Origin of the sequence: Microbacterium natoriense, assembly GCF_030816295.1 — a bacterium.
In the GTDB taxonomy this organism is placed as follows: domain Bacteria; phylum Actinomycetota; class Actinomycetes; order Actinomycetales; family Microbacteriaceae; genus Microbacterium; species Microbacterium natoriense_A.
This window is the reverse complement of record NZ_JAUSXV010000001.1, coordinates 3,972,037-3,995,996: the sequence shown is the minus strand read 5'-3', so window position 1 is coordinate 3,995,996 and position 23,960 is coordinate 3,972,037. Positions and strand designations below refer to the sequence as shown.

Annotated in this window: 20 protein-coding genes; 15 read left to right on the top strand and 5 right to left on the bottom strand. The window is 69.5% G+C overall.

Features of this window, described 5'->3' with window-relative positions; translation table 11 throughout:
- Window positions 1–23 precede the first annotated feature (23 nt).
- On the bottom strand, window positions 24–491 hold the full coding sequence (locus QFZ53_RS18985) for an Lrp/AsnC family transcriptional regulator (protein ID WP_292910923.1): 468 nt from the start codon (window positions 489–491) through the stop codon (window positions 24–26).
- A 153-nt stretch (window positions 492–644) separates the two neighbouring features.
- Between QFZ53_RS18985 and QFZ53_RS18980 the strand changes: the two genes are divergently transcribed.
- Genes QFZ53_RS18980 through QFZ53_RS18970 form a run of 3 tightly spaced genes read left to right on the top strand, consistent with a single transcriptional unit; the run spans window position 645 to window position 4,035 of the window.
- Complete coding sequence (locus QFZ53_RS18980) at window positions 645–1,778, top strand: ROK family transcriptional regulator (protein WP_307299017.1); 1,134 nt, start codon at window positions 645–647, stop codon at window positions 1,776–1,778.
- Window positions 1,775–2,698 (top strand): polysaccharide deacetylase family protein, encoded by a 924-nt coding sequence (locus tag QFZ53_RS18975; RefSeq protein ID WP_307299016.1) that lies wholly within the window; start codon window positions 1,775–1,777, stop codon window positions 2,696–2,698. The genes QFZ53_RS18980 and QFZ53_RS18975 overlap by 4 nt, the downstream gene beginning before the upstream one ends.
- The gene (locus QFZ53_RS18970) at window positions 2,695–4,035 is read left to right on the top strand and encodes an MFS transporter (RefSeq protein WP_307299013.1); all 1,341 of its coding nucleotides are present in this window, start codon (window positions 2,695–2,697) and stop codon (window positions 4,033–4,035) included. Before QFZ53_RS18975 ends, QFZ53_RS18970 begins: the two co-directional genes overlap by 4 nt.
- A 138-nt stretch (window positions 4,036–4,173) precedes the next feature.
- On the opposite strand, the gene galE is transcribed toward QFZ53_RS18970, so the two are convergent.
- The 3 genes from galE to galT are packed head-to-tail and all read right to left on the bottom strand — an operon-like array spanning window position 4,174 to window position 7,575.
- Window positions 4,174–5,154 (bottom strand): UDP-glucose 4-epimerase GalE, encoded by a 981-nt coding sequence (galE, locus tag QFZ53_RS18965; protein ID WP_307299011.1) that lies wholly within the window; start codon window positions 5,152–5,154, stop codon window positions 4,174–4,176.
- Between the two features lie 40 nt (window positions 5,155–5,194).
- The gene (galK, locus tag QFZ53_RS18960; protein WP_307299009.1) at window positions 5,195–6,403 is read right to left on the bottom strand and encodes a galactokinase; all 1,209 of its coding nucleotides are present in this window, start codon (window positions 6,401–6,403) and stop codon (window positions 5,195–5,197) included.
- A complete protein-coding gene (gene galT / locus QFZ53_RS18955) occupies window positions 6,400–7,575 on the bottom strand; it encodes a galactose-1-phosphate uridylyltransferase (RefSeq protein ID WP_292910934.1) in 1,176 nt (391 codons plus the stop codon). Before galT ends, galK begins: the two co-directional genes overlap by 4 nt.
- A 125-nt stretch (window positions 7,576–7,700) precedes the next feature.
- On the opposite strand from galT, the gene QFZ53_RS18950 reads away from it, so the two are divergent.
- Complete coding sequence (locus tag QFZ53_RS18950; RefSeq protein ID WP_307299449.1) at window positions 7,701–8,651, top strand: LacI family DNA-binding transcriptional regulator; 951 nt, start codon at window positions 7,701–7,703, stop codon at window positions 8,649–8,651.
- 84 nt (window positions 8,652–8,735) lie between these two features.
- Here the strand turns inward: QFZ53_RS18950 and QFZ53_RS18945 are convergent, their stop codons facing one another.
- Entirely contained in the window at window positions 8,736–9,824 is a 1,089-nt protein-coding gene (locus tag QFZ53_RS18945) for a substrate-binding domain-containing protein (RefSeq protein WP_307299007.1), read from the bottom strand.
- Window positions 9,825–9,967: 143 nt separating this feature from the next.
- On the opposite strand from QFZ53_RS18945, the gene QFZ53_RS18940 reads away from it, so the two are divergent.
- From QFZ53_RS18940 to QFZ53_RS18890, 11 genes are all read left to right on the top strand, one after another.
- Window positions 9,968–11,899 carry a DUF2264 domain-containing protein gene (locus tag QFZ53_RS18940; RefSeq protein WP_307299005.1) on the top strand — a complete coding sequence of 644 codons (1,932 nt, stop codon included), beginning with the start codon at window positions 9,968–9,970 and terminating at the stop codon, window positions 11,897–11,899.
- Window positions 11,900–11,941: 42 nt separating this feature from the next.
- Window positions 11,942–13,222 (top strand): extracellular solute-binding protein, encoded by a 1,281-nt coding sequence (locus QFZ53_RS18935; RefSeq protein ID WP_292910944.1) that lies wholly within the window; start codon window positions 11,942–11,944, stop codon window positions 13,220–13,222.
- 70 nt (window positions 13,223–13,292) lie between these two features.
- Window positions 13,293–14,231 (top strand): carbohydrate ABC transporter permease, encoded by a 939-nt coding sequence (locus QFZ53_RS18930; protein ID WP_292910946.1) that lies wholly within the window; start codon window positions 13,293–13,295, stop codon window positions 14,229–14,231.
- Window positions 14,228–15,133 (top strand): carbohydrate ABC transporter permease, encoded by a 906-nt coding sequence (locus tag QFZ53_RS18925; protein WP_292910948.1) that lies wholly within the window; start codon window positions 14,228–14,230, stop codon window positions 15,131–15,133. Before QFZ53_RS18930 ends, QFZ53_RS18925 begins: the two co-directional genes overlap by 4 nt.
- Window positions 15,134–15,136: 3 nt before the next feature.
- Window positions 15,137–15,805 (top strand): DUF624 domain-containing protein, encoded by a 669-nt coding sequence (locus QFZ53_RS18920; RefSeq protein WP_307299001.1) that lies wholly within the window; start codon window positions 15,137–15,139, stop codon window positions 15,803–15,805.
- Window positions 15,802–16,776 (top strand): hydroxyacid dehydrogenase, encoded by a 975-nt coding sequence (locus QFZ53_RS18915; protein ID WP_307298998.1) that lies wholly within the window; start codon window positions 15,802–15,804, stop codon window positions 16,774–16,776. The genes QFZ53_RS18920 and QFZ53_RS18915 overlap by 4 nt, the downstream gene beginning before the upstream one ends.
- Window positions 16,773–18,494 carry an acyltransferase gene (locus QFZ53_RS18910; RefSeq protein ID WP_307298994.1) on the top strand — a complete coding sequence of 574 codons (1,722 nt, stop codon included), beginning with the start codon at window positions 16,773–16,775 and terminating at the stop codon, window positions 18,492–18,494. The genes QFZ53_RS18915 and QFZ53_RS18910 overlap by 4 nt, the downstream gene beginning before the upstream one ends.
- Window positions 18,491–20,377, top strand: a complete 1,887-nt coding sequence (locus QFZ53_RS18905; RefSeq protein WP_307298992.1) for a heparinase II/III family protein — start codon at window positions 18,491–18,493, stop codon at window positions 20,375–20,377. Before QFZ53_RS18910 ends, QFZ53_RS18905 begins: the two co-directional genes overlap by 4 nt.
- Window positions 20,378–20,568: 191 nt before the next feature.
- A complete protein-coding gene (locus QFZ53_RS18900) occupies window positions 20,569–21,729 on the top strand; it encodes a Gfo/Idh/MocA family protein (protein WP_307298989.1) in 1,161 nt (386 codons plus the stop codon).
- Window positions 21,729–23,009 (top strand): dihydrodipicolinate synthase family protein, encoded by a 1,281-nt coding sequence (locus QFZ53_RS18895; protein WP_307298988.1) that lies wholly within the window; start codon window positions 21,729–21,731, stop codon window positions 23,007–23,009. Before QFZ53_RS18900 ends, QFZ53_RS18895 begins: the two co-directional genes overlap by 1 nt.
- Window positions 23,006–23,869: a sugar phosphate isomerase/epimerase family protein gene (locus tag QFZ53_RS18890; RefSeq protein ID WP_307298986.1), complete on the top strand. Its 864-nt coding sequence runs from the start codon at window positions 23,006–23,008 to the stop codon at window positions 23,867–23,869. The genes QFZ53_RS18895 and QFZ53_RS18890 overlap by 4 nt, the downstream gene beginning before the upstream one ends.
- The last annotated feature ends 91 nt before the right edge of the window (window positions 23,870–23,960 follow it).

The following is a 23,960-nucleotide window of genomic DNA, read 5'->3' as shown; positions in this document are numbered from 1 at the left end:
GTGCTCCTGACCCGCGGCGCGCGTCAGCGCGTGCCCCAGTTGTAGAGGTCCTTGTAGAGCCCCGCGTAGAGCAGGCTCTCGGTGTGCACGACACCGGGGATCGTGCGGATGCGTGTCGCGATGAGATCGATGAGGTCCTCGTCGCTCTCGCAGACGGCCTCGACGAGGATGTCGAAGGTGCCGAGCGTGACGACGACGTAGACGAGCTCGGTGATCTTCGTGAGTTCCTGCGCGACGACGCGCGGATCGGCATCGACGCGGATGCCGATCATCGACATGCGATGGAAGCCGAGCTGCAGCGGGTCGGTCACGGCGACGATCTGGATGACGCCCGCTTCGGTCATGCGCTGCACGCGCTGGCGAGCCGCCGCCTCACTGAGCCCTACCTCACGGCCGATCTCGGCGTAGGGGCGCCGCCCGTCCTCCTGGAGAAGCTCGACGATCCGCTTCGAGATGTCGTCGAGGGCGGGATGCTTCGGGGTGGGGCTCATATGTCGATACTGACACTTTTGAAGGGGCGTGGCAACCGATTCAGTCGTCACAGTGGGTCAACTGATTCTGTTTCGGTGGAAGCAGCGCTCGCCGTCGACAAGTATGACGCGATGTGTCAGGCTGGTCGGACGACGACTCCGGGGGGAATCACCATGGCACGTCCGATCGCGGGTCCGCAGTCGCTGCTGAGGATCCTCAACGGTCGCGCGATCCTCGAGACGCTGGCCCGCCGGGGTCCGCTGACCCGCGCCGAGCTCATGGCCGCGACCGGTCTCTCGCGTACCGCCGTCACGCAGGTGCTCCGCATGCTCGAGAACGCCGAGGCCGTCGCCGCCGCCGGCCTCGACCGCGACACGCGAGGCCCTGCCGCGGGGCGTGTGGCCCTGCATCCGCGTCTCGGGCTCGCCGCCGCCGTGCACATCGATCATCACGCAGCCCACGTCACCCTCGTCGACGCGACGGGCACGGTCCGCGCCGAGCAGCATGCGCCCTTCCCTCCGCACGGCGATCGTGTCGAGCACATCGTCGGGCTCGTGGAGTCGTGCCGCTCGCTCGCGAAAGGGCCTCTTCGCCTCGCCGTCGTCGGGGTGCCGGGCATCGTGACCGCCGACGGCGGGATCCGCGATGATCAGGGACCCGATGGAGGCGTGTTCCGCTCGGCTCTGTCGGTGCTCCTCGGCTGCCCGGTCCGCGTGGAGAACGACGTCAATCTCGCCGCTCTCGCCGAGCTGACCTCCGGTGCGGGCGCGCAGCTCGCGAGTTTCGTGCTGCTGCTGTTCGACGACGGGCTGGGCGGAGGTATCGTCATCGACGGCGCCCTGCACCGCGGATTCGCCGGGGTCGCCGGCGAGGTGATGTATCTGCCTCAGACGCCGCTGCCGGTCGGCGCCCCCGTGCTGAGCGACGCCGTGGTCGGCGATCTCGCACTCGTGCACGGCCGCGATCCAGCCGACACGGTCGACCAGCACCTCGACGCCGCAGCCGCCGGCGATGAGGCGGCGGTCGCGATGGCGGCCGAGATGGGGCGCCGAATCACGCTCGCCGCGGGGAGCGTGGCGCTGATCGTGGATCCCGAGGCGTTCATCCTCGCCGGCACGGCGGCGCATCCGGTGCTCGTCGACGCCGTGCGGCAGGTGGCCGACTCCTTCGCCGCCCAGCTGCCGATGCGCTTCCTGGTCTCCGAGTTCGGCCCGGAGGCCCCTCTGGTCGGCGCGATCGGCGAAGCGACATCGGCTCTTCGCGCGGCCGTGTTCACCAGCATCCTTCCCGACAGGAGCAGTCGATGATCTCTGATCTCGCCGACCGTCTCGGCCTCGCCCCCGGGGCGCGCGCCATCATCATCAATGCGGATGACTTCGGCATGTGCCATGCGGCCAACTCGGCGATCGCCGAGCTGCTGGACGGGGGCGGCGCGGATTCGGCGACCATCATGGTGCCGTGCGCGTGGTCGCCGGAGGCGCTCGCGTTCGCCGCCTCGCGCACCGACCTCGACATCGGCGTGCACCTGGTGCTGACCAGTGAGTGGCGCCGCTACCGCTGGCGTCCGCTCACGGGGACGGCGACGACCCTGGTCGATGCCGACGGCTTCTTCCCGACCGATGTCGTGTCCGTCGAGGAGCTCGCCTCCGAGGCAGACGTCGAGGCCGAGATCACGGCACAGCTGCAGGCGGCTCTCGACGCCGGGGTCGACGTCACGCACCTCGACAACCACATGGGCTCGGTGTACGGACTCGCCACCGGACGCGACTTCCTCACCCCGGTGTTCGCGCTCGCCGGGCAGCACGGTCTGCCGTTCCGGCTGCCGCGCAGCATGGACGGAGTGGGGGTGGATCCCGAGCTTCAGCACCTGCTCGACAGGGCCACCGCGGCCGCCGAGGCGGCCGGCGTCGAGATCATCGACAGGCTGTGGTCGCACCCCTTCGAGCTGATCGGCGAGGGGACGCCGGACGAGGAGACCTACGAGCAGGTGCGCGACGGCTTCATCGCCCTCCTGCGGGCCGTGCCCGCCGGCGTCACCGAGATCTACCTGCACCCGATGGTCGACGACGACGAGCTGCGCGCTGCCGTCGACTTCGCCGCAGCCAAGCGCGGCTACGAGCGGCGGCTCCTCGCCGACCCCGCGGTGCTCCAGGCCATCGCCGATGAAGGGCTCGTGCGCATCGGCTGGCGTGACCTGCGCGACCTGCAGCGGGCTGCTGCGCGATGAACGGTTCGGCCGGCCCCCGCGGCCTCGCCGGCATCCGCGACCGCCGTCTCGACGCCGCGCCCACCCGCGCCCAGTCGATCGCCTTCGGGGCCTCCGGTTTCCCGACTCAGCTCATGGCGCAGACCTTCTCGGCCTTCGTCGTCTACTTCTACGTCACCCATCTCGGCGTGCCGCCCACCTGGGTGGCCGGAGCGATGATCGTCCACGGCGTTCTGAACGCCGCGCTCAACCCGGCGGTCGGCGCTCTCTCCGATCGCATCCGCACTCCCTGGGGCCGCCGCATCCCGTGGATCGGCCTCGGCATCGTGCCGCTCGTAGTGGCGTTCGCCCTGGTCTGGATGCCGCCAGCCCTGTCGCCCGGGGGCATGATCGTGTGGTTCCTCGTGGTCGTCGCGGTCTACGACATCGCGTTCGTGGTGGTCGTGCTGAACATCTCGGCACTGTTCCCGGAGATCTTCCGCACGACAGAGGAACGCGCACGCGGCAACGTGCCGCGGCAGATCTTCGCGATCCTCGGCATGGTCCTCGGGACGGCGGGTGCGCCGGCGCTCTACGGCTGGATCGGGTGGCCGGGCATGGCGCTCGCGCTGGGCGGGGTCTGCCTGGTGATGCTGCTGTGGTCGTTCGCCGGAGGGATGATCGAGCGGGCGGTTCCTGAGGCGGCGTCCGAGGCGATGTCGTGGCAGAGCCAACTGCGCTTCACGTTCGCGAACCGCGCGTTCGTTCCGTATGTGCTCGGTTCGCTGTTCGTGCAGACCTCGATCGCGGTGATCCTCGCGGCGATCCCGTTCTACGTGCGCTACTCGCTGCACGCGGCAGAGGGCGACGGCAGCGTGCTGCTCGCCGCGATCTTCGTCACCGCGATCCCGTCGATCCTGTTGTGGAGCGCGGTCGTCAGACGCACCTCGCCCCGCACCGCCGTGCTCTGGAGCGTCGCCGTCTTCGGCGTCGCGGTGCTCGGCTACCTGCTGCCCGCATCGGTGCTCGCGGCCGCCCTCGTCGGCGTCGCGGTCGGCGTGGGCGTGGGCGGTCTGCTGCAGCTTCTCGAGGTGATGCTGGGGCAGATCATCGACGAGGATGCCGTGCGCACAGGTCACCGGCGCGAAGGCGCCTTCTTCGGCGTGAACGGCTTCGTCGTGCGCGGCTCGGTCGTCCTGCAGGCCATCGTCGCAGCCGCGGTGCTGACGGCATCCGGCTTCGACGCGTCACGGGGAGACGCCCAGGCCGAGACCGTCGACGGCGGCATCCGCATCATGCTCGCCGTCGTCCCGCTCGGTTTCACCGCCCTCGCCTGGCTGTGCTTCTGGCTCTACCCGATCCGCACCCGCGACCTCTGAGTACTGCCAGCGAGCGGCTCCGGCCGGACGCTGGGGAGGTCGTGGGGCGACGAGGTGTCGACGAGGTGCGCGTCGTGGTCGCGCTCAAAGCGAAGGGCGGCACATTCGCGCACCTGGATCCCGGAGCCGGCAAACGGACTAGGCAGAAGCGGCCCGCCGAGCCTCCCAGCCCGTGCGCACCATCTCGTCGACCGTGTAGCGCATCTTCCAGTCGAGGTCGCGCGCAGCGAGCTCGCCGGTGGCGACGATGCGGTCGGGGTCGCCGGCGCGGCGCGGTCCGATCTCAGGGGTGAAGTCGATGCCGGTGACGCGAGCCATGGCGTCCATGATCTGTCGCACGCTCAGGCCGTCGCCCGAGCCGAGGTTGTACGCCGCTTCGATCGGCTCTCCCGCGGCGAGGCGCTGCGCGGCGGCAACGTGGGCTGCCGCGATGTCGCCCACGTGCACGTAGTCGCGCACGTTGGTGCCGTCTTCGGTGTCGTAGTCGCCGCCGTTGATGCGGGGGGTCTCACCGGCGATGAGCTTCTCGAAGACGATGGGGAACAGGTTGTGCGGGCTCACGTCGTACACCGTCGGATCAGCGGATCCCACGACGTTGAAATAGCGCAGCGAGGTGTGGCGCAGCGGCTTCTCCGACTCGGCGGTCGCCACGGCCTGGTCGCGCAGCAGCCATTCGCCGATGAGCTTCGACTCGCCGTACGGGCTTGCCGGCCTCTTCTCGGTGCCCTCCACCACGAGCGGCGCATCGGGAGTGCCGAACACGGCGGCCGACGAGGAGAACACGATGTTCGCGACGCCAGCGGCCTGCATGGCTTCGAGAACGACGCGGGTGCCCTCGACGTTCTGCGCGTAGGTGTGCAGAGGACGCTGCACCGAGACGCCCGCGTACTTGAAACCGGCGACATGGATCACGCCGGTCGCCCCGTGCTCGCGGAGCGTCTTCTCGACCAGGTCCCGATCGAGGATCGAACCCCGGACGAACGGCACGCCCTCGGGAACGAACGATGCCACACCGCTGGAGAGGTCGTCGATGACGACGGGGGAGAGCCCGGCATCCGCGAGCGCCCTGACGACGTGCGATCCGATGTAGCCGGCGCCGCCGGTGACGATCCAGGACATGCTTCTCCTTCAGAACGGTGGAGGTGGAGTGGCTATTCTTTCAGGCGTCGCGCTGAGCACCTGCCGAGGGCGTCACCGTGAAGAGGTGGGGGGCGGCGAATCCGGATGCCGCGAACGCGGCGTTCACGGCATCCGACACCGTGGCCACGGCATCCGCCTCGATGAGAGCGATCGCCGCTCCGCCGAATCCGCCGCCCGTCATCCGAGCGCCGAGGGCGCCCGCCGACAGCGCCGCCTCGACGGCCGTGTCGAGCTCAGGGACGGAGATCTCGAAGTCGTCGCGCATCGAGGCGTGCGAGGCGACGAGCAGGTCGCCGATCGCGCGCGCGCCCTGCTCGCGCAGCACCCGCACGGTGTCGAGCACGCGCTGGTTCTCGGTGACGACATGCCGCACGCGGCGGAAGGTCACGTCGTCCATGAGCGTCTCGGCACGAGACAGGTCGCCCACCGACACGTCGCGCAGTGACGGCACGCCCATGATCGCGGCGCCCCGTTCGCAGGCCGCGCGGCGCTCGCCGTAGCCGCCGGTGGAGTGCGCATGCTTGACGCGTGTGTCCATCACGAGGATTGCGAGCCCCGCTTCGGCGACGCCGAGCGGCACGAGCTGCGCCTCGAGCGAGCGGCAGTCGAGGAAGATCGCGGCATCCGGCTCGCCGAGCATCGAGGCCATCTGGTCCATGATCCCGGTCGGGGCGCCGACGGCCTCGTTCTCGGCTTTGCGCCCGATGCGGGCGAGGGCTGTCTTGTCGAGTCCGGCGTTCCACAGGTCGTTCAGAGCGGATGCCGTCGCCCCCTCGATCGCCGCGGAGGAGGAGAGCCCCGCGCCGACGGGCACGTCGGAGGCGATCGCGATGTCGATGCCGGCTCCCGCGGCGCCTGCAGCCTCGGCCAGCGCCCAGGCGACGCCGAGCGGGTAGGCGGCCCATTCGGGCACCGCGGGTTTTCCTTGCGAACTGGGTCCCTGAGCCTGTCGAAGGGTCGGGAAAAGCGTGCCCAGCTCGTCGAGGGCGACCTCGACCGGCTCGGCGGCGAACGTCGAGGCCACGCGCACGCGGCCGATGCCGTCGTCGCGGACGCCCACAGCGGCGACCGTGCGATGCGGGATCGCGAACGGCAGCACGAAGCCGTCGTTGTAGTCGGTGTGCTCGCCGATGAGGTTCACTCGCCCGGGTGCCGACCAGAGGCCGTCAGGCGTGCGGCCGGTCAGCTCGGTGAACAGCTCCGTGGCGGTGTCGTGGATGTCGCTCATGCGTGTGCTCTCTCGACGGCTTCGCGGATGCGGGCTGCGCCTTGCTCGGGGGTGACTTCTGCGGCCCAGGCCCACATGGCGGCCTCGGATCCGGCGAGGAACTTCAGCTTGTCGGCGGCGCGGCGCGGGCTGGTCAGCTGCAGGTGCAGGCGCACGCTGTCGCGACCGACGTTGACGGGGGCCTGATGCCACGCTGCGATGTACGGGGTCGGCGTCTCGTACAGTGCGTCGACGCCGCGCAGCAGGCGCAGGTAGAGGGGAGCGAGCTCGTCCCTCTCGGCCTCCGTCGTCTCCGCGAAATCGGGTACGTGGCGGTGCGGCATGAGGTGCACCTCGAGCGGCCAGCGCGCCGCGAACGGCACGAACGCCGTCCAGTGCTCGCCCTGGAAGACGACGCGCTCCGAGCCCTGCTCGAAGTCGAGGATGTGCTGGAACAGGTCCGGTGCCGTGCGGTCGATGCTGTCGAGCAGTCGGGTGGTGCGCGGGGTCACGTAGGGGTACGCGTAGATCTGGCCGTGGGGGTGCGGCAGGGTCACGCCGATCGCCTCGCCGCGGTTCTCGAACGGGAACACCTGCTCGATCCCGGGGAGCTGCGAGAGGGCTGCGGTGCGGTCGGCCCACGCTTCGATCACGGTGCGAGCCCGGGTGACGCTCTGGGTGCCGAAGGAGCCGGAGTGCTCCGGACTGAAGCAGACCACCTCGCAGCGGCCGACCGAGGTGCGGGTTCGACCGAGGCCGAGCGCGGCGAGGTCGTCGAGGCCGCGCGGCGGGTTGCTCGCCGCCGGAGCACCTCCGGTCGCCTCCGCGAGTGCGGGGCCGAAGGCCGGCGACTTGTTCTCGAACACGGCGACGTCGTAGAGCGACGGCACCTCGGAGGGGTTCGTCGGCGTCTGCGGAGCGAGCGGGTCTGCGTCGGCGCTCGGCATCATGACCCGGTTCTGGCGATTCGCGGCGACCGTGATCCAGTCGCCGGTGAGCACGTCGAGTCGCATGGTCGCCGACTCGGGACGCGGATCGAGGATGCGGGCGTCGACCGAGCGCTCGGCATCGAGCGTGGTGTCCGGGTCGTCGTAGTAGATGAGGTCGCGGCCGTCGGCGAGAGTCGTGGCGCGCTTGGTGACGCCGGCAGAGAGCGTCTCGGTCCGCGTGTCGGAAGGTTCGTGCGTGTTCACGTAAACATGGTCGCACAGCACCGTGATAACGTCAACACGGAGAGGGGCACGCGATGAGCATCGACGATCTCGGTACTGACCCGGTGGAGCCACGACGACGCCGCGCGGCAACCGGTCGGGTCTCGATGGCGATGGTCGCCGCGCGGGCCGGGGTGTCTGGGCAGACCGTCTCGCGCGTCGTGAACGACAGCCCGCGCGTCGATCCCGATACTCGGGCGCGAGTCGAGAGGGCCATGGCCGAGCTCGACTACCGCCCGCACCGCGCCGCCCGCGCCCTGCGCACCGGGCGTTCGCAGACCATCGGACTCGTGGTCACGACCCTCGCCACGGTCGGCAACTCGCGCATGCTGCAGGCCACGGCGGAGGCCGCGGCCGAGCGGGGCTACGCGCTCACACTCGTCACCGCGTCGCACGGCGTGGCCTCGGCGTTCCAGAGCCTCGCCGAACAGGAGGTCGACGGCGCGATCGTGCTGAACGAGGCCTCCGCACAGGTTGCGACGGCTGAGCGGCCGAGCGGGCTGAGACTCGTCGTGGTCGATGCCGCCACGGACGCGGGATTCGTCGCCGTGCACAGCGATCACGCAGGCGGAGCCGCCGCCGCCACCGCCCATCTGCTCTCCGCGGGGCACGCGGTCGTGCATCACCTCGCCGGGCCCGTCGACTCGTTCGCCGCCGCCGAGCGCGAGCGCGGCTGGCTCGAGACGCTCGCCGCCGCGGGGGTCGATGCGCCCGAGCCCGCTCGCGGCGACTGGAGCGCCGAGTCCGGTCATGCGGCGGGCGACGCGCTGAGCGCGGCATCCGCCGTCTTCTGTGCCAATGATCAGATGGCGCTCGGCCTGTTGCGTGCCCTCGCCGAGCGCGGCCGCCGGGTACCAGAGGACGTCGCGGTCATCGGCTTCGACGACGTGCCGGATGCCGCGAACTACCGACCACCGTTGACGACGATCAGGCAGGACTTCACCGCCCTCGCGCAGCGCGCGGTCGACGCGCTCGTGAACGAGATCGAAGGGGCGGGTGCGGCCTCAGGCCCTGTGGTGGTGCCGACGACCCTGGTCGAGCGCACGAGCACTCGCTGACCCGCCCCGGCTGGGCGCTCCGGTCTTCATCGTGAGACCGACGCCGTGCCGTCTGGCCCCAGGTCGAGATGGCGTGCTCGGGCGTCAGCGCGCGGGCGCCGTGGATTCGCGTGCATGCAGCGTCGGGCTCAAGGTGACCCGGTGCACAGGGCGCGAGGGATCGGCGAGACGCCGGGCGAGCAGATCGACCGCCGCAGCGCCGACCGCACCGCGTGGCGGGCTGACTGCGGTGAGTGCCGGGGTGAACAGCTGGGCGACCTCATCGTCGTAGGCGATGACGGACAGGTCCTCCGGCACCGCGAGGCCACGGTTGAGAGCGATGTCGATGAAGGCCATCGCCGCGGGGTCGGGGTGGATGAGCAGCCCGGTCGCGCCCTTCTCGAGCGCGGTGTCGATCGCGGCGTTCACGGCCGAGGTGAAGCCGGGGACGTTGCGATCGGGGATCAGGCTCTCGAAGTGGGCGTCGGCGCCCAGTTCGAGTTCCTCGCACGCAGCCGCCCACCCCTTCACGACCTTGCGGCCGGTGGGGGAGTCGCGCGAGACGATCAGGCCGAGCCGTCGGTGGCCCAGTTCCGCAAGGTGTCTGGCAGCGAGCACGGCGCCGAACGCGTGGTCGGTCGTGACGCTCTCGACCGGTTCTCGCCCGGGGAGCACGACCGCATCGCGCTCGACGAACACGCTGGGGATGTCGGAGGAGGCGAGCCACTGCACCACGTCCTGCGCGTGGGCGGCGTCGGGGTTCGGGGCCACGATCAGGCCCCGGATGTCATCCGATGCCACGAGGCGCTCCAGGACCGGTCGCTCGTCCTGCAACTCGTACGAGGCCCCGCGGAGCACCAGGCGCAGGCCCCGGCGCTGCGCCTCGGCCTCCATGCCGCGGAAGACGCCGGGCCAGTAGTACGCGAGCGAGGGGACCAGCACGGCGATGGCTCCGCCGGTCGCTGGGGCGGCGACCCCGGTCAGGGCGGGGGTGGATGCCGGCACTGCTCCGCCGTGCACCCGCTCGAGCCTGCCCTCCTCCTCGAGCTGCTGCAGATCTCGACGAAGGGTGACCGGGGCGACACCGAGTTCTTCGGTGAGTTGCGAGACCCGGACGATTCCGTCGCGTGCCAGAGCGGCGAGGATGTGCGCATGGCGCGCCGGCGCCAGGGGCACGTGTTGCTGATCGGTCATGGAATCAGCATAGCTGATCGAAAATGATCGAACACGATTAATTCGAGAGTTGTCTTGATCGAAACAGGATGATAATCTCCAAACGATCGCGAACGGAGAAGCGCCGGACGCGTCCATCACAGCAGTGTTCAAAGGAGAAGTCTGTGGCGATCGTGCCCCCCGGCGAAGCGGCGAAGAGCCTGCACGTCGACGCGGAATGGACCCGTGACGATCTCGTCGCGTACGCCGACGGACTGCTCGCGGCTGTTCGCCCCTGGGCATCGGAGAACGGTGCGCGCATCACTCTCCCGGGTGCATCGGGCGGCTACGGCGTCGACGTCGACGGGCTCGAGGGGTTCATGCGCACGCTTCTGCTCGCAGGCTTCCGCATCACGGGCGCGCGCGGCGAGGGCGTCGACGACCTGATCGACTTCTCCTCGCGGGGCATCGTCGCAGGCGTCGACCCCGACGGGGCCGACCGCTGGGTGCGCCTCGACGAGCATGCACAGGCGAAGGTCGAAGCCGCCTCCCTGGCACTCATCCTCGACATGACCCGTCCGTGGATCTGGGACCGCCTCGACGGGCTGACCCAGCGGCGGGTGATCGACTATCTCGCCCCGGTGGTCGGAGACGACACCTACCCGCGCAACAACTGGCTGTGGTTCCGCGTCGTCGTGCAGACGTTCCTGCGATCGGTGGGCGGCCCATGGTCGCAGACCGACATCGACGACGACCTCGCGCTTCACGACTCCTTCGTGCGGGAGGGCGGTTGGATCTCCGACGGAGACGAACGCTCCTACGACCACTACGTCGGGTGGGCGCTGCACCTGTACCCCGTGCTGTGGGCGCGCATGCAGGGAGCGGCCGAACTCGCGAAAGGCCGGACCCCGGACGACGTCGCGCGTCTCGACGCCTTCCTGCAGGACGCGATCGCTCTAGTCGGAGCCGACGGCTCACCGCTCATCCAGGGTCGCAGCCTCGTCTACCGCTTCGCCGCGGCCGCCCCCTACTGGGCCGGCATCATCGCCGAGGTGCCGTTGGTTCCCGCAGGTCAGTTGCGTAGAGCCGCATCCGGCATCGTCCGCCATTTCGCGGCGCACGGCGTCCCGAACCGCGACGGGCTGCTCGACCTCGGCTGGCACGAGGAATGGCGTCGCCTCGCACAGAACTACTCGGGCACCGGCTCTCCCTACTGGGCGGCGAAGGGGCTTCTCGGCCTCGCCCTGCCCGAAGACCACCCGGTGTGGTCTGCTCCGCAGGCGCTGCTCCCGTCCGAGACCGCCGACACTCTGCGCGTCGCCCTCTCTCCGGCATGGATCATCTCGACCACCGCGGATGACGGCATCGTGCGGGTGATCAACCACGGCGCCGATCACGCGCACCCCGGCAACCTCGTCGGCGACTCGCCCCTGTACGCTCGCCTGGGCTACTCGACTGCCGCGAGCCCGCTGCTGAACGGCGACGCCTGGGCCGAGCCGCTCGAGCAGTCGGTCGCGCTTCTGCACGCCGACGGCCGCGCGAGTCATCGCGCCGGCATGAGCGTGAACGGCATCCGCATCGACGAAGACGCCGCGATCGCCGGGTCCACCGCGACCGCGCACTGGATCGCCCCGGCCGCCACACAGACCAGGCACGGCTCCGGCATCACGGGTGAGGTCGAGATCGCCGGCACCGTCACGACGTGGTCGATCGTGCGGGGTGCATGGGAGGTCCGCCTCGTGCGCATCGACACGATCGAGGAGGATGCCGCAGCCACCGCGCTGCGCATCGGCGGCTGGGCGATCGCGGCCGACGCCGTCGAGGTCTCGGTGTCTGACCGACGCGCCGCCGCGTTCACCGACGACCGCTGCAGCACGATCGTCGCACTCACGCCGGGAGGTGCGGCGTCGACCGAGTCCCGCCGCGACGCGAGCCCGCTCGGCGCCGCGGCATCCGTCCCCGTCCTCACCTACCCGGTCGCGACCGGCGAGTGGATCGCCTCGGCGCTGCACCTGTCGGACCGCGTCCCGGAATCCGACCCTTCCGTCCGCATCGACGGCGCAGACGCCGTCATCACCTGGCCCGACTCCACCACCACCATGCACCGGCTCGTCTGAGCCGGACGCACCTACCCGCAATTGCAAAGGAGCAGTACCCTCATGAACCGCAAGATCCTCGCCGCCGGCAGCATCGCCGCAGTCGCGGCCCTGGCCCTCGCCGGCTGCTCGGGCGGCACCGATGCCGCTGAGAGCGCCGACCCCGACGCGCCCATCACTCTGACGCTCTCCGGGTGGAGCATCGACACCACCCCGGAGTTCCAGACGCTCGCCGACGCCTTCACGAAGGAGCACCCGAACGTCACGATCGAACTCAAGGAGTACGACGCCGCCGAGTACAACACTCTCGTCACCGCCGACCTCGCCGCCGGGTCCGGCCCCGACATCATCACCCAGAAGGAGGTCAAGTACGTCACCACCTTCCAGGAGGGCGGTCAGCTTCTCGACGTCTCCGACGTGAAGCTCCCCGACGGCATCAGCGGCGCCGACTCCTACAAGGTCGACGGCGCCTCGTATGCGGTGCCCTACCGGCAGGACTCCTGGGTGCTCTTCTACGACAAGGATCTGTTCGACGCAGCAGGCGTCGAATACCCGGACGGCTCGTGGACCTGGGACGACTACGCCGACGCGGCTGCGGCCCTGACCACCGACACCGTGAAGGGCGCGTACCTGCACCGCTGGCAGTCCACCGTGCAGGGCTTCGCGAACGCGCAGACCGGCACCAGCGTCCTCGACGGCGACTACGGCAACTTCAAGGACTACTACGACAACACGCTGGCGCTGCAGGACGCAGGAGACCAGGTCGACTTCAACACCTCCACCGCCAACCAGCTCACCTACCAGGGTGAGTTCGGCACCCAGAAGGCCGCGATGATGCTGATGGGCACGTGGTACACGGCGACCCTGATCGCGCAGCAGGCGTCGGGAGACGCGAACGACTTCGAATGGGGCATCGCTCCTGCACCGCAGCTCGACGCCAAGACCGCGGGCACCGACAACACCCCGGTGACCTTCGGCGACCCGACCGGCTTCGGCATCAACGCGAACATCGACGGCGCGAAGGCCGATGCGGCCAAGCAGTTCCTCGAGTTCGCCGCGTCGGAGGAGGGCGCGCAGGCGCTCGCCGAGATCGGCATCACGCCGGCTCTGACGAACGACGCCGTGGTCGACAGCTACTTCGCCGTCGAGGGTGCGCCGTCCGACGAGCTCTCGAAGTTCGCGTGGTCCACCCACAAGGTCCTCCCCGAGAACCCGACGTCGAGCAAGACGGCGACGATCCAGGGCATCCTCGCAGACCTGCACACCGCCGTCATGTCGGGCTCGGCGTCGATCGACGACGCGATCAAGACGGCTGAAGACCGCGTGAAGAACGAAGTCGGCTGATCCTCTCGGGGGCCGGCCGACGGCCGGCCCCCGAGCAGGCACCCCACGCCGCACACAGGAGACGAGAGACATGACCATCACCGAGGCCCCGCCCCACGGCACGGACGTGCGGCCGGCCACGCCGCCCCGGCGCCGTTCGGCGCTGCGTCGCCGCAACGCACTGATCGGCTGGAGCTTCATCCTGCCGAACTTCATCGGATTCGGGTTCCTCACCCTGCTGCCGGTGCTGATCCTCTTCTACATGGCGTTCACGAACTGGAACGTCTTCGGCAAGGCCGACTGGGTGGGGTTGGCGAACTTCCAGCGCCTGGTCGGCGACGGCAGCTTCCGCATCGCGTTCCTCAACACGCTGTACTACTCGGTCATGCACATCCCGCTGACGATCGTCGTCTCGCTGGGACTCGCGCTGCTGCTGAACAACAAGCTCCGCGGTGTCGCCTTCTTCCGCACCGCCGCGTTCTTCCCCTACATCACCTCGATCGTCGCGATCGCCGTCGTGTGGAATCTGCTCTTCAGCCCCGACTACGGACCCATCAACGAGATCCTCCGCACGATCGGCATCTCCTCACCCCCGGGGTGGCTCACCTCGTCGGAGTGGGCGATGCCCGCAGTGGTCATCGTCAGCACCTGGCGCGACATGGGGTACTACATGATCCTGTTCCTCGCGGGGCTCCAGACCGTGCCGCGTGAGTTGCACGAGGCAGCCAGGGTGGACGGTGCGAGCGTGTGGCAGCGCTTCGTCAACGTCACGCTGCCGTGCCTGCGGCCGACGATGTTCTTCGTCACCGTGATGCTCACGATCAACTCCTTCAAGATCTTCGACCTGATCCTCGTGATGACCGACGGCGGCCCCGGGCAGTCGACGCTCGTCCTGTCGCAGTTCATCTACAAGAAGGGCTTCGAGGAATCGCAGTTCGGCTACGCATCCGCGGCGGCCGTCGCACTGTTCTTCCTCTGCATCCTCGTCACCATCGGCCAGTTCCTCTGGAACAAGAAGCGGAGCGCATGATGACCGAGACACAGGTTCTCGTCACCGGGGGCACGCTGCGAAAGCTCAGCGCGCCCGCCCCCGCCGGCCGCGTGCGCGCGGGTCGCACCGCCGGACGCATCGTCGGCTACATCGCCCTGATCATCGCGGCCATCGGCCTGCTCGCCCCCTTCGCCTGGATGGTGATGAGCTCGCTGAAGAACGCCAACGAGGTCTTCTCCGTGCCCGTCGTCTGGGTGCCCGAGACGTTCGTCTGGCAGAACTACGTCGACATCTGGACGAAGTCGAACATGCTCGTCTGGATCCGCAACACGCTGTTCCTCGCGGTCAGCGTCACCTTCCTCCAGGTGCTCACCGGGTCGTTCGCCGCCTACGGCTTCGCCCGCATGCGCTTCGCCGGCCGCGACATCCTGTTCCTCGCCTACATCGGCACGATCGCGGTGCCGTGGCAGTCGTACATGATCCCGCAGTTCATCCTGCTGTCGAACCTCAAGGTCTCGAACACGCTGTGGGCGATCATCCTGCTGCAGGCGTTCGGCGCCTTCGGCGTGTTCCTCATGAAGCAGTACTACGAGACGATCCCCGAGGAGCTCAGCGAAGCCGCCCGCCTCGACGGGCTCAGCGAGTACGGGATCTGGCGTCGCATCATGCTGCCGCTGTCGATCCCGGCGATCGCGAGCCTCACCCTGCTGACCTTCGTGAACACCTGGAACGACTATCTCGGGCCGCTGATCTATCTGCGCAACCCCGATCTGTGGACGATCCAACTCGGCCTCAAGAGCTTCGTCTCGAATCTGTTCGACACCAACTACGCGCTGCTGTTCGCAGGTCTGACGATCTCGGTCCTGCCGATCGCGATCATCTTCCTGCTCGGCCAGAAGTACTTCGTCGAGGGCATCGCCACCAGCGGGATGAAGGGCTGACCGATGACACGCATCTCGCACGACACCTGGGCCACGATCCTGGGCGTCGTCTACCTCGGCCTGATGACGAACTTCCTCGTGCTCGTCGCGGCGTCCCCGTTCGTGGTGCTGCTGATCACGACCGACCCGGGACTGTCGTGGCCGTTGCTGGCTCTCGCCGCGCCGCTGTCAGCCCCGGCGCTGACAGGCGCGTTCGCCGCGTTCCGCGAGTTCGGACGTGGTGAGCCGCAGGTGGTGCGGTCGTTCCTGCGCGGCTGGAGGGCGACCTGGCGCAAGGGGATGCTGATCGGCGCCGCGGCCGCGGCATCCGTCGTCGTCCTGCTCGTCGACGTTCGCGCGGTGGCGGCGCTGCCGGCATCCGTCGTCGTGGTCCCCGTGCTCGCGCTTCTCACGGTGATCGCCGTGGCCACGGCACTCGTCGCCCTGGTCGCGCTCGCCGAGGCGCCGCAGGCGCGCCTGCGCGACATCGTCAAGGCGGCGCTCTACCTGAGCGTGCGGCGCTGGTATCTGACCGCGCTCTCGTTCGCGGTGCTGAGCGTGCAGTTCGCGCTGTTCACCACCATGCCCGCGATCGCGATCGGGCTCACCTGCGCCCCTGCGCTGTACGTGGCTTGGGCGAACGGCCGCTACACGCTGCGCCCGGTCCTCGATCTCGAAGAGGTGCGCGCGTGAGGGTGCGCACGGCGATGAGTCCCGAGGTCTTCGATCTGCTGTTCGACGCCCCCCGCCTCGAGCGCCTGCGCGCCCTCACCTCGTCTGCGCCGCTGCCGATCGACGACGGCGACCTCGCAGACACCGAGATCCTGCTGACCTCGTGGGGCGCGCCGCGACTCGACGCCGACCTGCTCGACCGCATGCCGCGGCTGCGCGCCGTGGTGCATGCCGCGGGGAGCGTGCAGGGTCTCGTCTCCGATGAGCTCTGGGAGCGCGGCATCACCGTGACCTCGGCGGCCGATGCCAACGCGGTGCCCGTCGCCGAGTACACGTTCGCGTCGATCATCCTCGCGTTCAAGCGCGCCTTCGTGCACATGCGCACGCCCGCAGAGGTGCTGGGTTGGGGCGACCTGGTGGGCTCGCCGAAGTATGGCAGCGTCGGCCGCACGGTCGGCATCGTCGGCTTCTCGCGGATCGGGCGACGGGTGGTGAGGATGCTGCGCCAGCTCGACGACGTGCACATCCTCGTGTCCGACCCCTTCGTCCCGCCGGAGGTCGTCGCCGCCGCAGGTGCCGAGCTCGTCTCGCTCGAGACGCTGCTCGGGCGCGTCGACGTGCTGTCGCTGCACGCCCCGGCGCTCCCCGAGACCCACCACATGATCGGCAGACCGCAGCTCGCGACCCTGCGCGACGGCGCCACCGTGATCAACACGGCACGCGGTTGGATCCTCGACCACGACGCCCTGTTCGACGAATGCGCCTCAGGGCGACTGGACGCCGTGCTCGACGTGACCGAACCCGACCCGCTGCCGGCGGACTCACCGCTGCGGGCGCTGCCGAACGTCGCGCTCACCCCGCACATCGCAGGGTCCATGGGCACCGAGGCGCGCCGGCTCGCGGACTCGGCGCTCGACGACGTCGAGACGCTGCTGCGTGGAGGAGCTCTGTCGCAGGTGATCACGCAGCCCGACATGGAGCTCAGCGCGTGAACACCGCCCCGGTCGATCCGCAGGAGTTCTCGCCCTGGAGCTTCTGGCGCGACGCCGACTCCGAACGACAGGAGGCGCAGCGTCGACGTCTGCGGGCTCTCGTCGACGGGCGCGCCGATCGCGAGCTCGGCGCGCAGTGCTTCGTCTCCGATCTGGCGTCCGTCGATCACGACGTCCTCCGGCTCGGTGACCGCACGTACATCGCGGCCGGGGCGTACCTGACCGGCGAGCTCGTCACCGGCGCCGATTGCAGCATCAATGCGTACACCGTCATCCGTGGCCGAGTGACCCTGGGCGACGCCGTGCGCATCGGCGCCCACACCTCGATCCTCGGCTTCAATCACTCGATGGAGCCGGGCACGCCGGTGTTCCGCCAGCCTCTGACGGCGCAGGGCATCACGATCGGCGACGATGTCTGGATCGGTTCGCACGTCGTGATCCTCGACGGCGTCACCGTCGGCTCGCATTCCGTGCTGGCGGCCGGCGCGGTCGTCACCAAGGACGTCGCGGCCGGCGCGATCGTCGGCGGAAATCCTGCGAAGTTCATCCGCTGGCGTGTCGAGCCGGCGAGCGGCCCCGCGTCGGTTGCTGCTGCTGGTCTGGCGGAGCGCGTCGCGCAGTTCGGCGCCCGCGCACGCGGCGAGGCCGCCGCGATCCTCGACCGAACATGGAACGAAGAGCGGATGCTGTTCGCCGACCGTCCGGGTGCTGCCCCCACGGTGCGCGCCCAGGCCGACGCGATCGAGATCGCGGATCTGCTGCTCGGTGCGGTGCCGCCGCAGCGCCAGCGATCCGAGCACATCGCCCTCCTGCAGGGGTGGCAGAACGCCGAGACCGGCACGGTCGCGCCGCTCGGGCCTGACGGCCGGCAGCTCGAGGGCCTGGACTTCTCGCATGACGACGTCGCCTATCACGTGCTGAGCGTGGGATACGCGCTCGAGCTGCTGGGCTCCGAGTTCCCCGCGATGCTCACCTGGGTCACCGACGCGACGCCGCAACGGGTCGTCGATCTCTGCGAGAGCCTGCCGTGGGACAGTGACGCCTGGACGGCCGGTCACCACGTCGACGCCTTCGGGACTGCGCTGCTGTGGGAGAAGAGCGCAGGAGCGGCAGTGCTGGCGGGTGTCGAGGAGGCGCTGTTCGGCTGGCTCCTGTTGAACGCGGATCCGCACACGGGAATGTGGGGATCGGCGACGCCCGACCGCGGTCTGCTCCCGGTCGTCAACGGCTTCTACCGGGCCTCGCGAGGCACGTTCGCCCAGTTCGGAGTTTCCGTGCCGCATCCGGAGCGCGTGGTCGACACGGTCCTCCGCCACGCGCGCGAACCCCGCTGGTTCTCACCGGGCGCACGTGACGCGTGCAACGTGCTCGACATCGTGCATCCGCTCTGGCTCACCCGCGGCACGGGGCACCGCGCGGCGGAGGTGCAGGAGCTCGCGACGCGTCTTCTATGGGACGCTCTGCGAACGTGGGTCCCCGATGCCGGCTTCTCATTCCGCGAGCCGTCTCCGGTGAGTCAGGGGTTGGTCGCGACCGAACCCGGGCTTCAGGGCACCGAGATGTGGCTCGCGATCGTGTGGTATCTCAGCGACCTGCTCGGCATCTCGGACGCCCTCGGGTACCGGCCGCGTGGCGTTCATCGACCCGAACCCGCGGCCCGTCTCGGCCGGACGCGGCGCCTCGACGCGGCGCCTCGCAGCGGGGCCGGACTGGCATGAACGGCGGGGCGGAGACCGGCGTCCGGACGTGCGGCGGTCTGATCGAGCGCGGAGCCCTGCGAGGGATCTGGCAGGCGGCGCACGCAGACGACCTGCCGGTTCTGGTTCCGTCAGTCTCCGACCGCGAGGGCTGGAAGTCGATCGCCCCCGAGGCCCGCGACCTGATCCTCGCGGCCGCCGATGCGGAGAGCGGCACGCCGTGGATCCTTCCTCGACTGTCGCAGTGGTCGGCCTTCGGACGGACAGGCGACCGCCGCGCATACGAGGACGTCGACTTCGCGCACAAGCGCCGCATCCGCATCGCCGTTCTCGCAGCGGGGATCGATCCCACGTCGGCCCGCGTGTTCGAGGCCGCCGACGGCCTGTGGACCCTGTGCGAGCAGTCCACCTGGTGCTGGTCCGCACACGACGACTCGTTCTCCCGCGGGCTGATGGCCACCGACATCGCCCGCCCGTATCTCGATCTGGGGGCGGGGGAGGCCGCGGCGCTCGCCGGATGGGCGGCCCTCGTCCTCGGTGACGCGCTCGAGACCGACGTGCCGGGCCTGATTCCACGACTGCGATCGGAGGTCGAACGCCGCATCCTGTCGCCCCTGATGGATCGCCACGACTGGTGGTGGGAGAACCGCGAGATCAATAACTGGCTGGCGTGGATCGTCGGCAATGTCATCCCCGCCGCCCTCGTTTTCACCGACGGAGAACGCCGTCGGCAGGTGCTCGACAGATGCGTCGACGGCGTCGATCGATATCTCGCGCAGCTTCCCGCAGACGGCGGCATCGACGAGGGGTTCGCGTACTGGTGGCAGGGAGCCGGGCGGGCCTTCGACGCCCTGGCGCTTCTCGACGCCGTCTCTGTCGGGGCGATCGGAGCGGCGATCGCCGAGGGAGCACTCGGCGGCCTGCGCGAACTCGCTCGCTTTCCCGAGCGGATGCTGCTGGGAGACGACTGGGTCGCGAGCTACTCCGACGCCGAAGCGCGCATCGGCGCCGATGCGCCCTGGCATTCGCTGTTCCGCGCCGCCCGCCTGTGCGGCCTCGACGACACGGCCGCCTTCGCCGCCGGCCGACGACGCGAAGGAACGATCCTCGGGTTGGAGGCTGACACGATCGGCGGGATCGGGCGCATGGTCGCCGAGTCGTTCGATGCGCGATGGAGGGCGACGGCACCGCGCCGGGCGCCGTTTCCCGCGCAGGTCGAGTTCGCCTCGATCGCCGTCGGCATCCGGCGCGAGCATGCGGGCGACAGCGGCGGGCTCGCCGTCATCGCCAAGGCGGGGCACAACGCCGAGAGCCACAATCACAACGATCTCGGATCCGTCGCGGTCGCGGTGGACGGCGTCCCGCTGCTCGCCGACCTCGGCCGAGGCGTGTACACGGCCACGACGTTCTCGGATCAGCGGTACTCCCTGTGGTACCTGGGCAGCGCCTGGCACAGTCTCCCGCACCCGCACGGGCTCGAGCAGCAGCCTGGCCGACAGTGGGAGGCGCCGATGAGGTCGCTCGACGACGGCTGGTCGATCGACCTGAGCGCGGCCTATGCGTGGCCGGTCGGCGCCGATCGCCAGTGGACGCGGGAGATCCGCCTCCGCGACGGCGAGCTGGTCGTGCGCGACGAGGGAGCCGCGGTCGGCGCCGAGGGCACCCGTATCTCGGTCGTGTGCGCCGGGGTCCCCGAGCGGATCGGCGAGGGTGTTCTGGTGCCAGGGCGCCACGGATCGCGTTCGCTGCTGCTCGCGCATGACGCTGCCGACGTCGAGGTCAAGACGCGTGCCGCCGGGGACCCGCACCTCGAACGCTCCTGGGGCGCGGAGGTGTCGCGCATCCTGTTCGCGCCGCGGTCCGGCGCGCGTTCCTGGGAACTGCGGGCACGCGCGCGAGCGTGAGGTCCGGCATCCGTCGCGAGACCCACCGTGCCATGCGTGAGTTCACGGCGGAAGCCGGAAGTCACGTGGGAAGTGGGAGTTCACGCCGAACCTCCACGCGCGCTTGCATGCTCGACGACTTCCGTGCCATGCTGTCGGAAAGCGCTTACCCGATCGGGTCGCGCGACAGCTTCCCAGAGAACGGACCAGCAATGTCACAGGCGACGACCCGCGAGATCGGGATCATCATGAACGGCGTCTCCGGACGCATGGGCTACCGCCAGCACCTCGTGCGCTCGATCCTCGCGATCCGCGAGGAGGGCGGCATCGAGCTTCCCGACGGCACTCGTGTCACGGTCAAGCCGATCCTGGTCGGGCGCAACGAGGCGAAGCTCGCCGAACTCGCGGCCCTCCATGGCATCGACGACTACACGACCGACCTCGACGCGGCCCTCGCCGACCCGAAGTGGGAGATCTACGCCGACTTCCTCGTCACGAAGGCGCGCGCATCCGCCATCCGCAAGGCCATCGCAGCGGGCAAAGCCATCTACACCGAGAAGCCCACCGCCGAATCCCTCGAGGAAGCCCTCGAACTCGCACGCCTCGCCAAGACGGCAGGTGTCAAGACCGGCGTCGTGCACGACAAGCTCTACCTGCCGGGTCTGCAGAAGCTCAAGCGCCTGATCGACTCGGGCTTCTTCGGCCGCATCCTGTCCGTCCGCGGGGAGTTCGGCTACTGGGTGTTCGAGGGCGACTGGCAGCCCGCGCAGCGCCCGAGCTGGAACTACCGCACGGAAGACGGCGGCGGCATCATCTCCGACATGTTCCCGCACTGGAACTACGTGCTCGAGAACCTGTTCGGCGAGGTCAAGAGCGTCTACGCGCAGGCTGCGGTGCACATCGCTGATCGATGGGACGAGAAGGGCGAGCACTACACCGCGACCGCCGAAGACGCGGCCTACGGCATCTTCGAGCTCGAGGGCGGCATCATCGCCGAGATCAACTCGTCCTGGACCGTGCGCGTGAACCGTGACGAGCTCGTCGAGTTCCAGGTCGACGGCACCCACGGATCGGCCGTCGTCGGACTGTTCGGCGCCAAGATCCAGCCCCGCAACGCCACGCCGAAGCCAGTGTGGAATCCCGACCTCGAAGACGGCCACGACTACGACGCCGACTGGCAGAAGGTGCCCACGAACGACGTCTTCCTCAACGGCTTCCGTCAGCAGTGGCAGGAGTACCTCGTCTCGTATGTCTCGGGCACCGAATACCCGTTCGACCTGCTCGCCGGAGCGAAGGGCGTGCAGTTCGCCGAGGCGGGGCTGACGTCGAGCGCCGAAGGCCGCAAGGTCGCGATCGAGCAGCTGTCGCTCTGATGGGCGCGCTCCGACTTCTCGCCGCCGACGGGGCGGTGGCGGATGCTCCGCTGAACGACTCCGGAGGCTACTCGCGCCCGGCATCCGCTCTGCAGAGCCGCGTCGCCTACGCTGCAGCTCACGTGGTGCCGAAGGTGCACGCCGACAACACCCCTGGCCAGCCCGCCGACATCGACTGGGACTCGACGCTCGCGTTCCGTCGCAACGTGTACTCGTGGGGCCTGGGTGTGGCCGACGCCATGGACACCGCGCAGCGCAACATGGGACTCGACGCCGCAGCGACGCGCGAGCTCATCGCTCGCAGCGCCGAGGTCGCCCGTGAGGAGGGCGGATCGGTCGTCGTCGGCGTCAACACCGACCACGTTCTCGAGTCGCACATCTCTCTCGACGCGGTGATCGACGCCTACAAGGAGCAGCTGCACTTCGCGGAGGAGCAGGGCGCGGGGCCCGTGCTCATGGCGTCCCGTCACCTGGCACGGGTCGCGTCGTCGGCCGACGACTACCGGCGCGTGTATCGCACGGTGCTCGATTCGGCGACAGTGCCGGTCGTGCTGCACTGGCTGGGCACGGCATTCGATCCGGAGCTGGCCGGCTATTTCGGCGCGGACGACTGGCAGACGGCATCCGCAGTCCTGCTCGACATCATCGGCGAGAATCCCGACAAGGTCGCAGGTGTGAAGATGAGCCTGCTGAACGCCGAGTCCGAGATCTCGGTGCGCTCGCAGCTGCCCTCTGCCGATTCGGGTCAGGGTGTGCGGATGTTCACGGGCGACGACTTCAACTACGTCTCGCTCATCGGCGGCGATCAGATTCCTTCCTCTGCATCGACAGCACGTGATCTCGCCGAGAGCACGGGAACTTCGCACGAACAGGCCGTGCAGTCGGCGACAACACGTGAACTCGGCGGGCCGGCGCGCGGGCACTCCGACGCACTGCTCGGCGCCTTCGCCGCGATCACGCCGGTCGCCTCGGCGGCGATCCAGGCGCTGGATGCCGGCGACCCCGCCCGCTACCTCGAGATCCTCGGACCGACCGAGGAGCTCAGTCGCCAGGTGTTCGCCGCTCCCACGTTCTATTACAAGACGGGCGTCGCGTTCCTCGCCTGGCTCAACGGACACCAGCCCGCCTTCCAGATGGTCGGCGGCCTGCACTCGGCGCGGAGCCTTCCGCATCTGAGCCGCATCGTCGAGCTCGCGAACGCGTCGCTCGCCCTGGAGCAACCAGAGCTCGCGCGTGAGCGCTGGCACGGGATGCTGCGCCTGAACGGGGTGGACGCATGAGCGTCGACCCCCGCCTGTCGATCAATCAGGCCACGATCAAGCACGCGGACCTGGAGACGGCCCTGCGGGTCACCGCGGATGCCGGTATCCAGGCCATCGGACTCTGGCGCGAACCGGTGAACGAGGTGGGCCTCGACGTGGCGGCGCAGATGCTGGCCGACTCGGGGCTTCGCTTCACGACGCACTGCCGTGGCGGGTTCTTCACGCTGCCTGAGGGGCCGGAGCGGGTCGCGGCTCTCGACGACAACCGTCGCGCCATCGAGGAGACTGCGACGCTCGCGGCCGCCGGAGCCGACGGCTCGACGGCCGTTCTCGTTCTCGTCGCGGGAGGCCTGCCGGCGGGATCGCGCGACCTCATCGGCGCGCGTGAGCGGGTCCGCGACGCGATCGGCGCCCTGGCGCCGTTCGCGGAAGAAGCCGGAGTGACCCTGGCGATCGAGCCGCTGCACCCCATGTACGCCTCCGATCGCGCCGTCGTCTCGACGCTCGGCCAGGCGCTCGACATCGCGGCCGACTTCGATTCCGCGGTGGTGGGCGCCGCGGTCGACACCTTTCACATCTGGTGGGACCCACAGGTGCTCGATCAGATCGCCCGCGCAGGGCGAGAAGGGCGCATCGCGACCTATCAGGTGTGCGACTGGAAGACCCCGCTCGCCGCCGACGTGCTTTTGTCGCGGCACTACACGGGCGACGGCGTCATCGACTTCGGCTCGCTCACGAAGGCCGTGATCGCGACGGGATATGACCGCGACATCGAGGTCGAGATCTTCAACGCCGACATCTGGGCGGATGCTCCGGAGCACGTCGTCCGGCGCACCGCCGAGACCTTCGGCTCCGCGGTCTCCCCGCACCTGCGCTGAGAACGGCTCCCGGATCGCGTTTCGTCTCGTCGCTTCGCTCCTCGCTCAACGACCGGAGGGATCTGGTCGTTGAGCGAGCGAAGCGAGACGA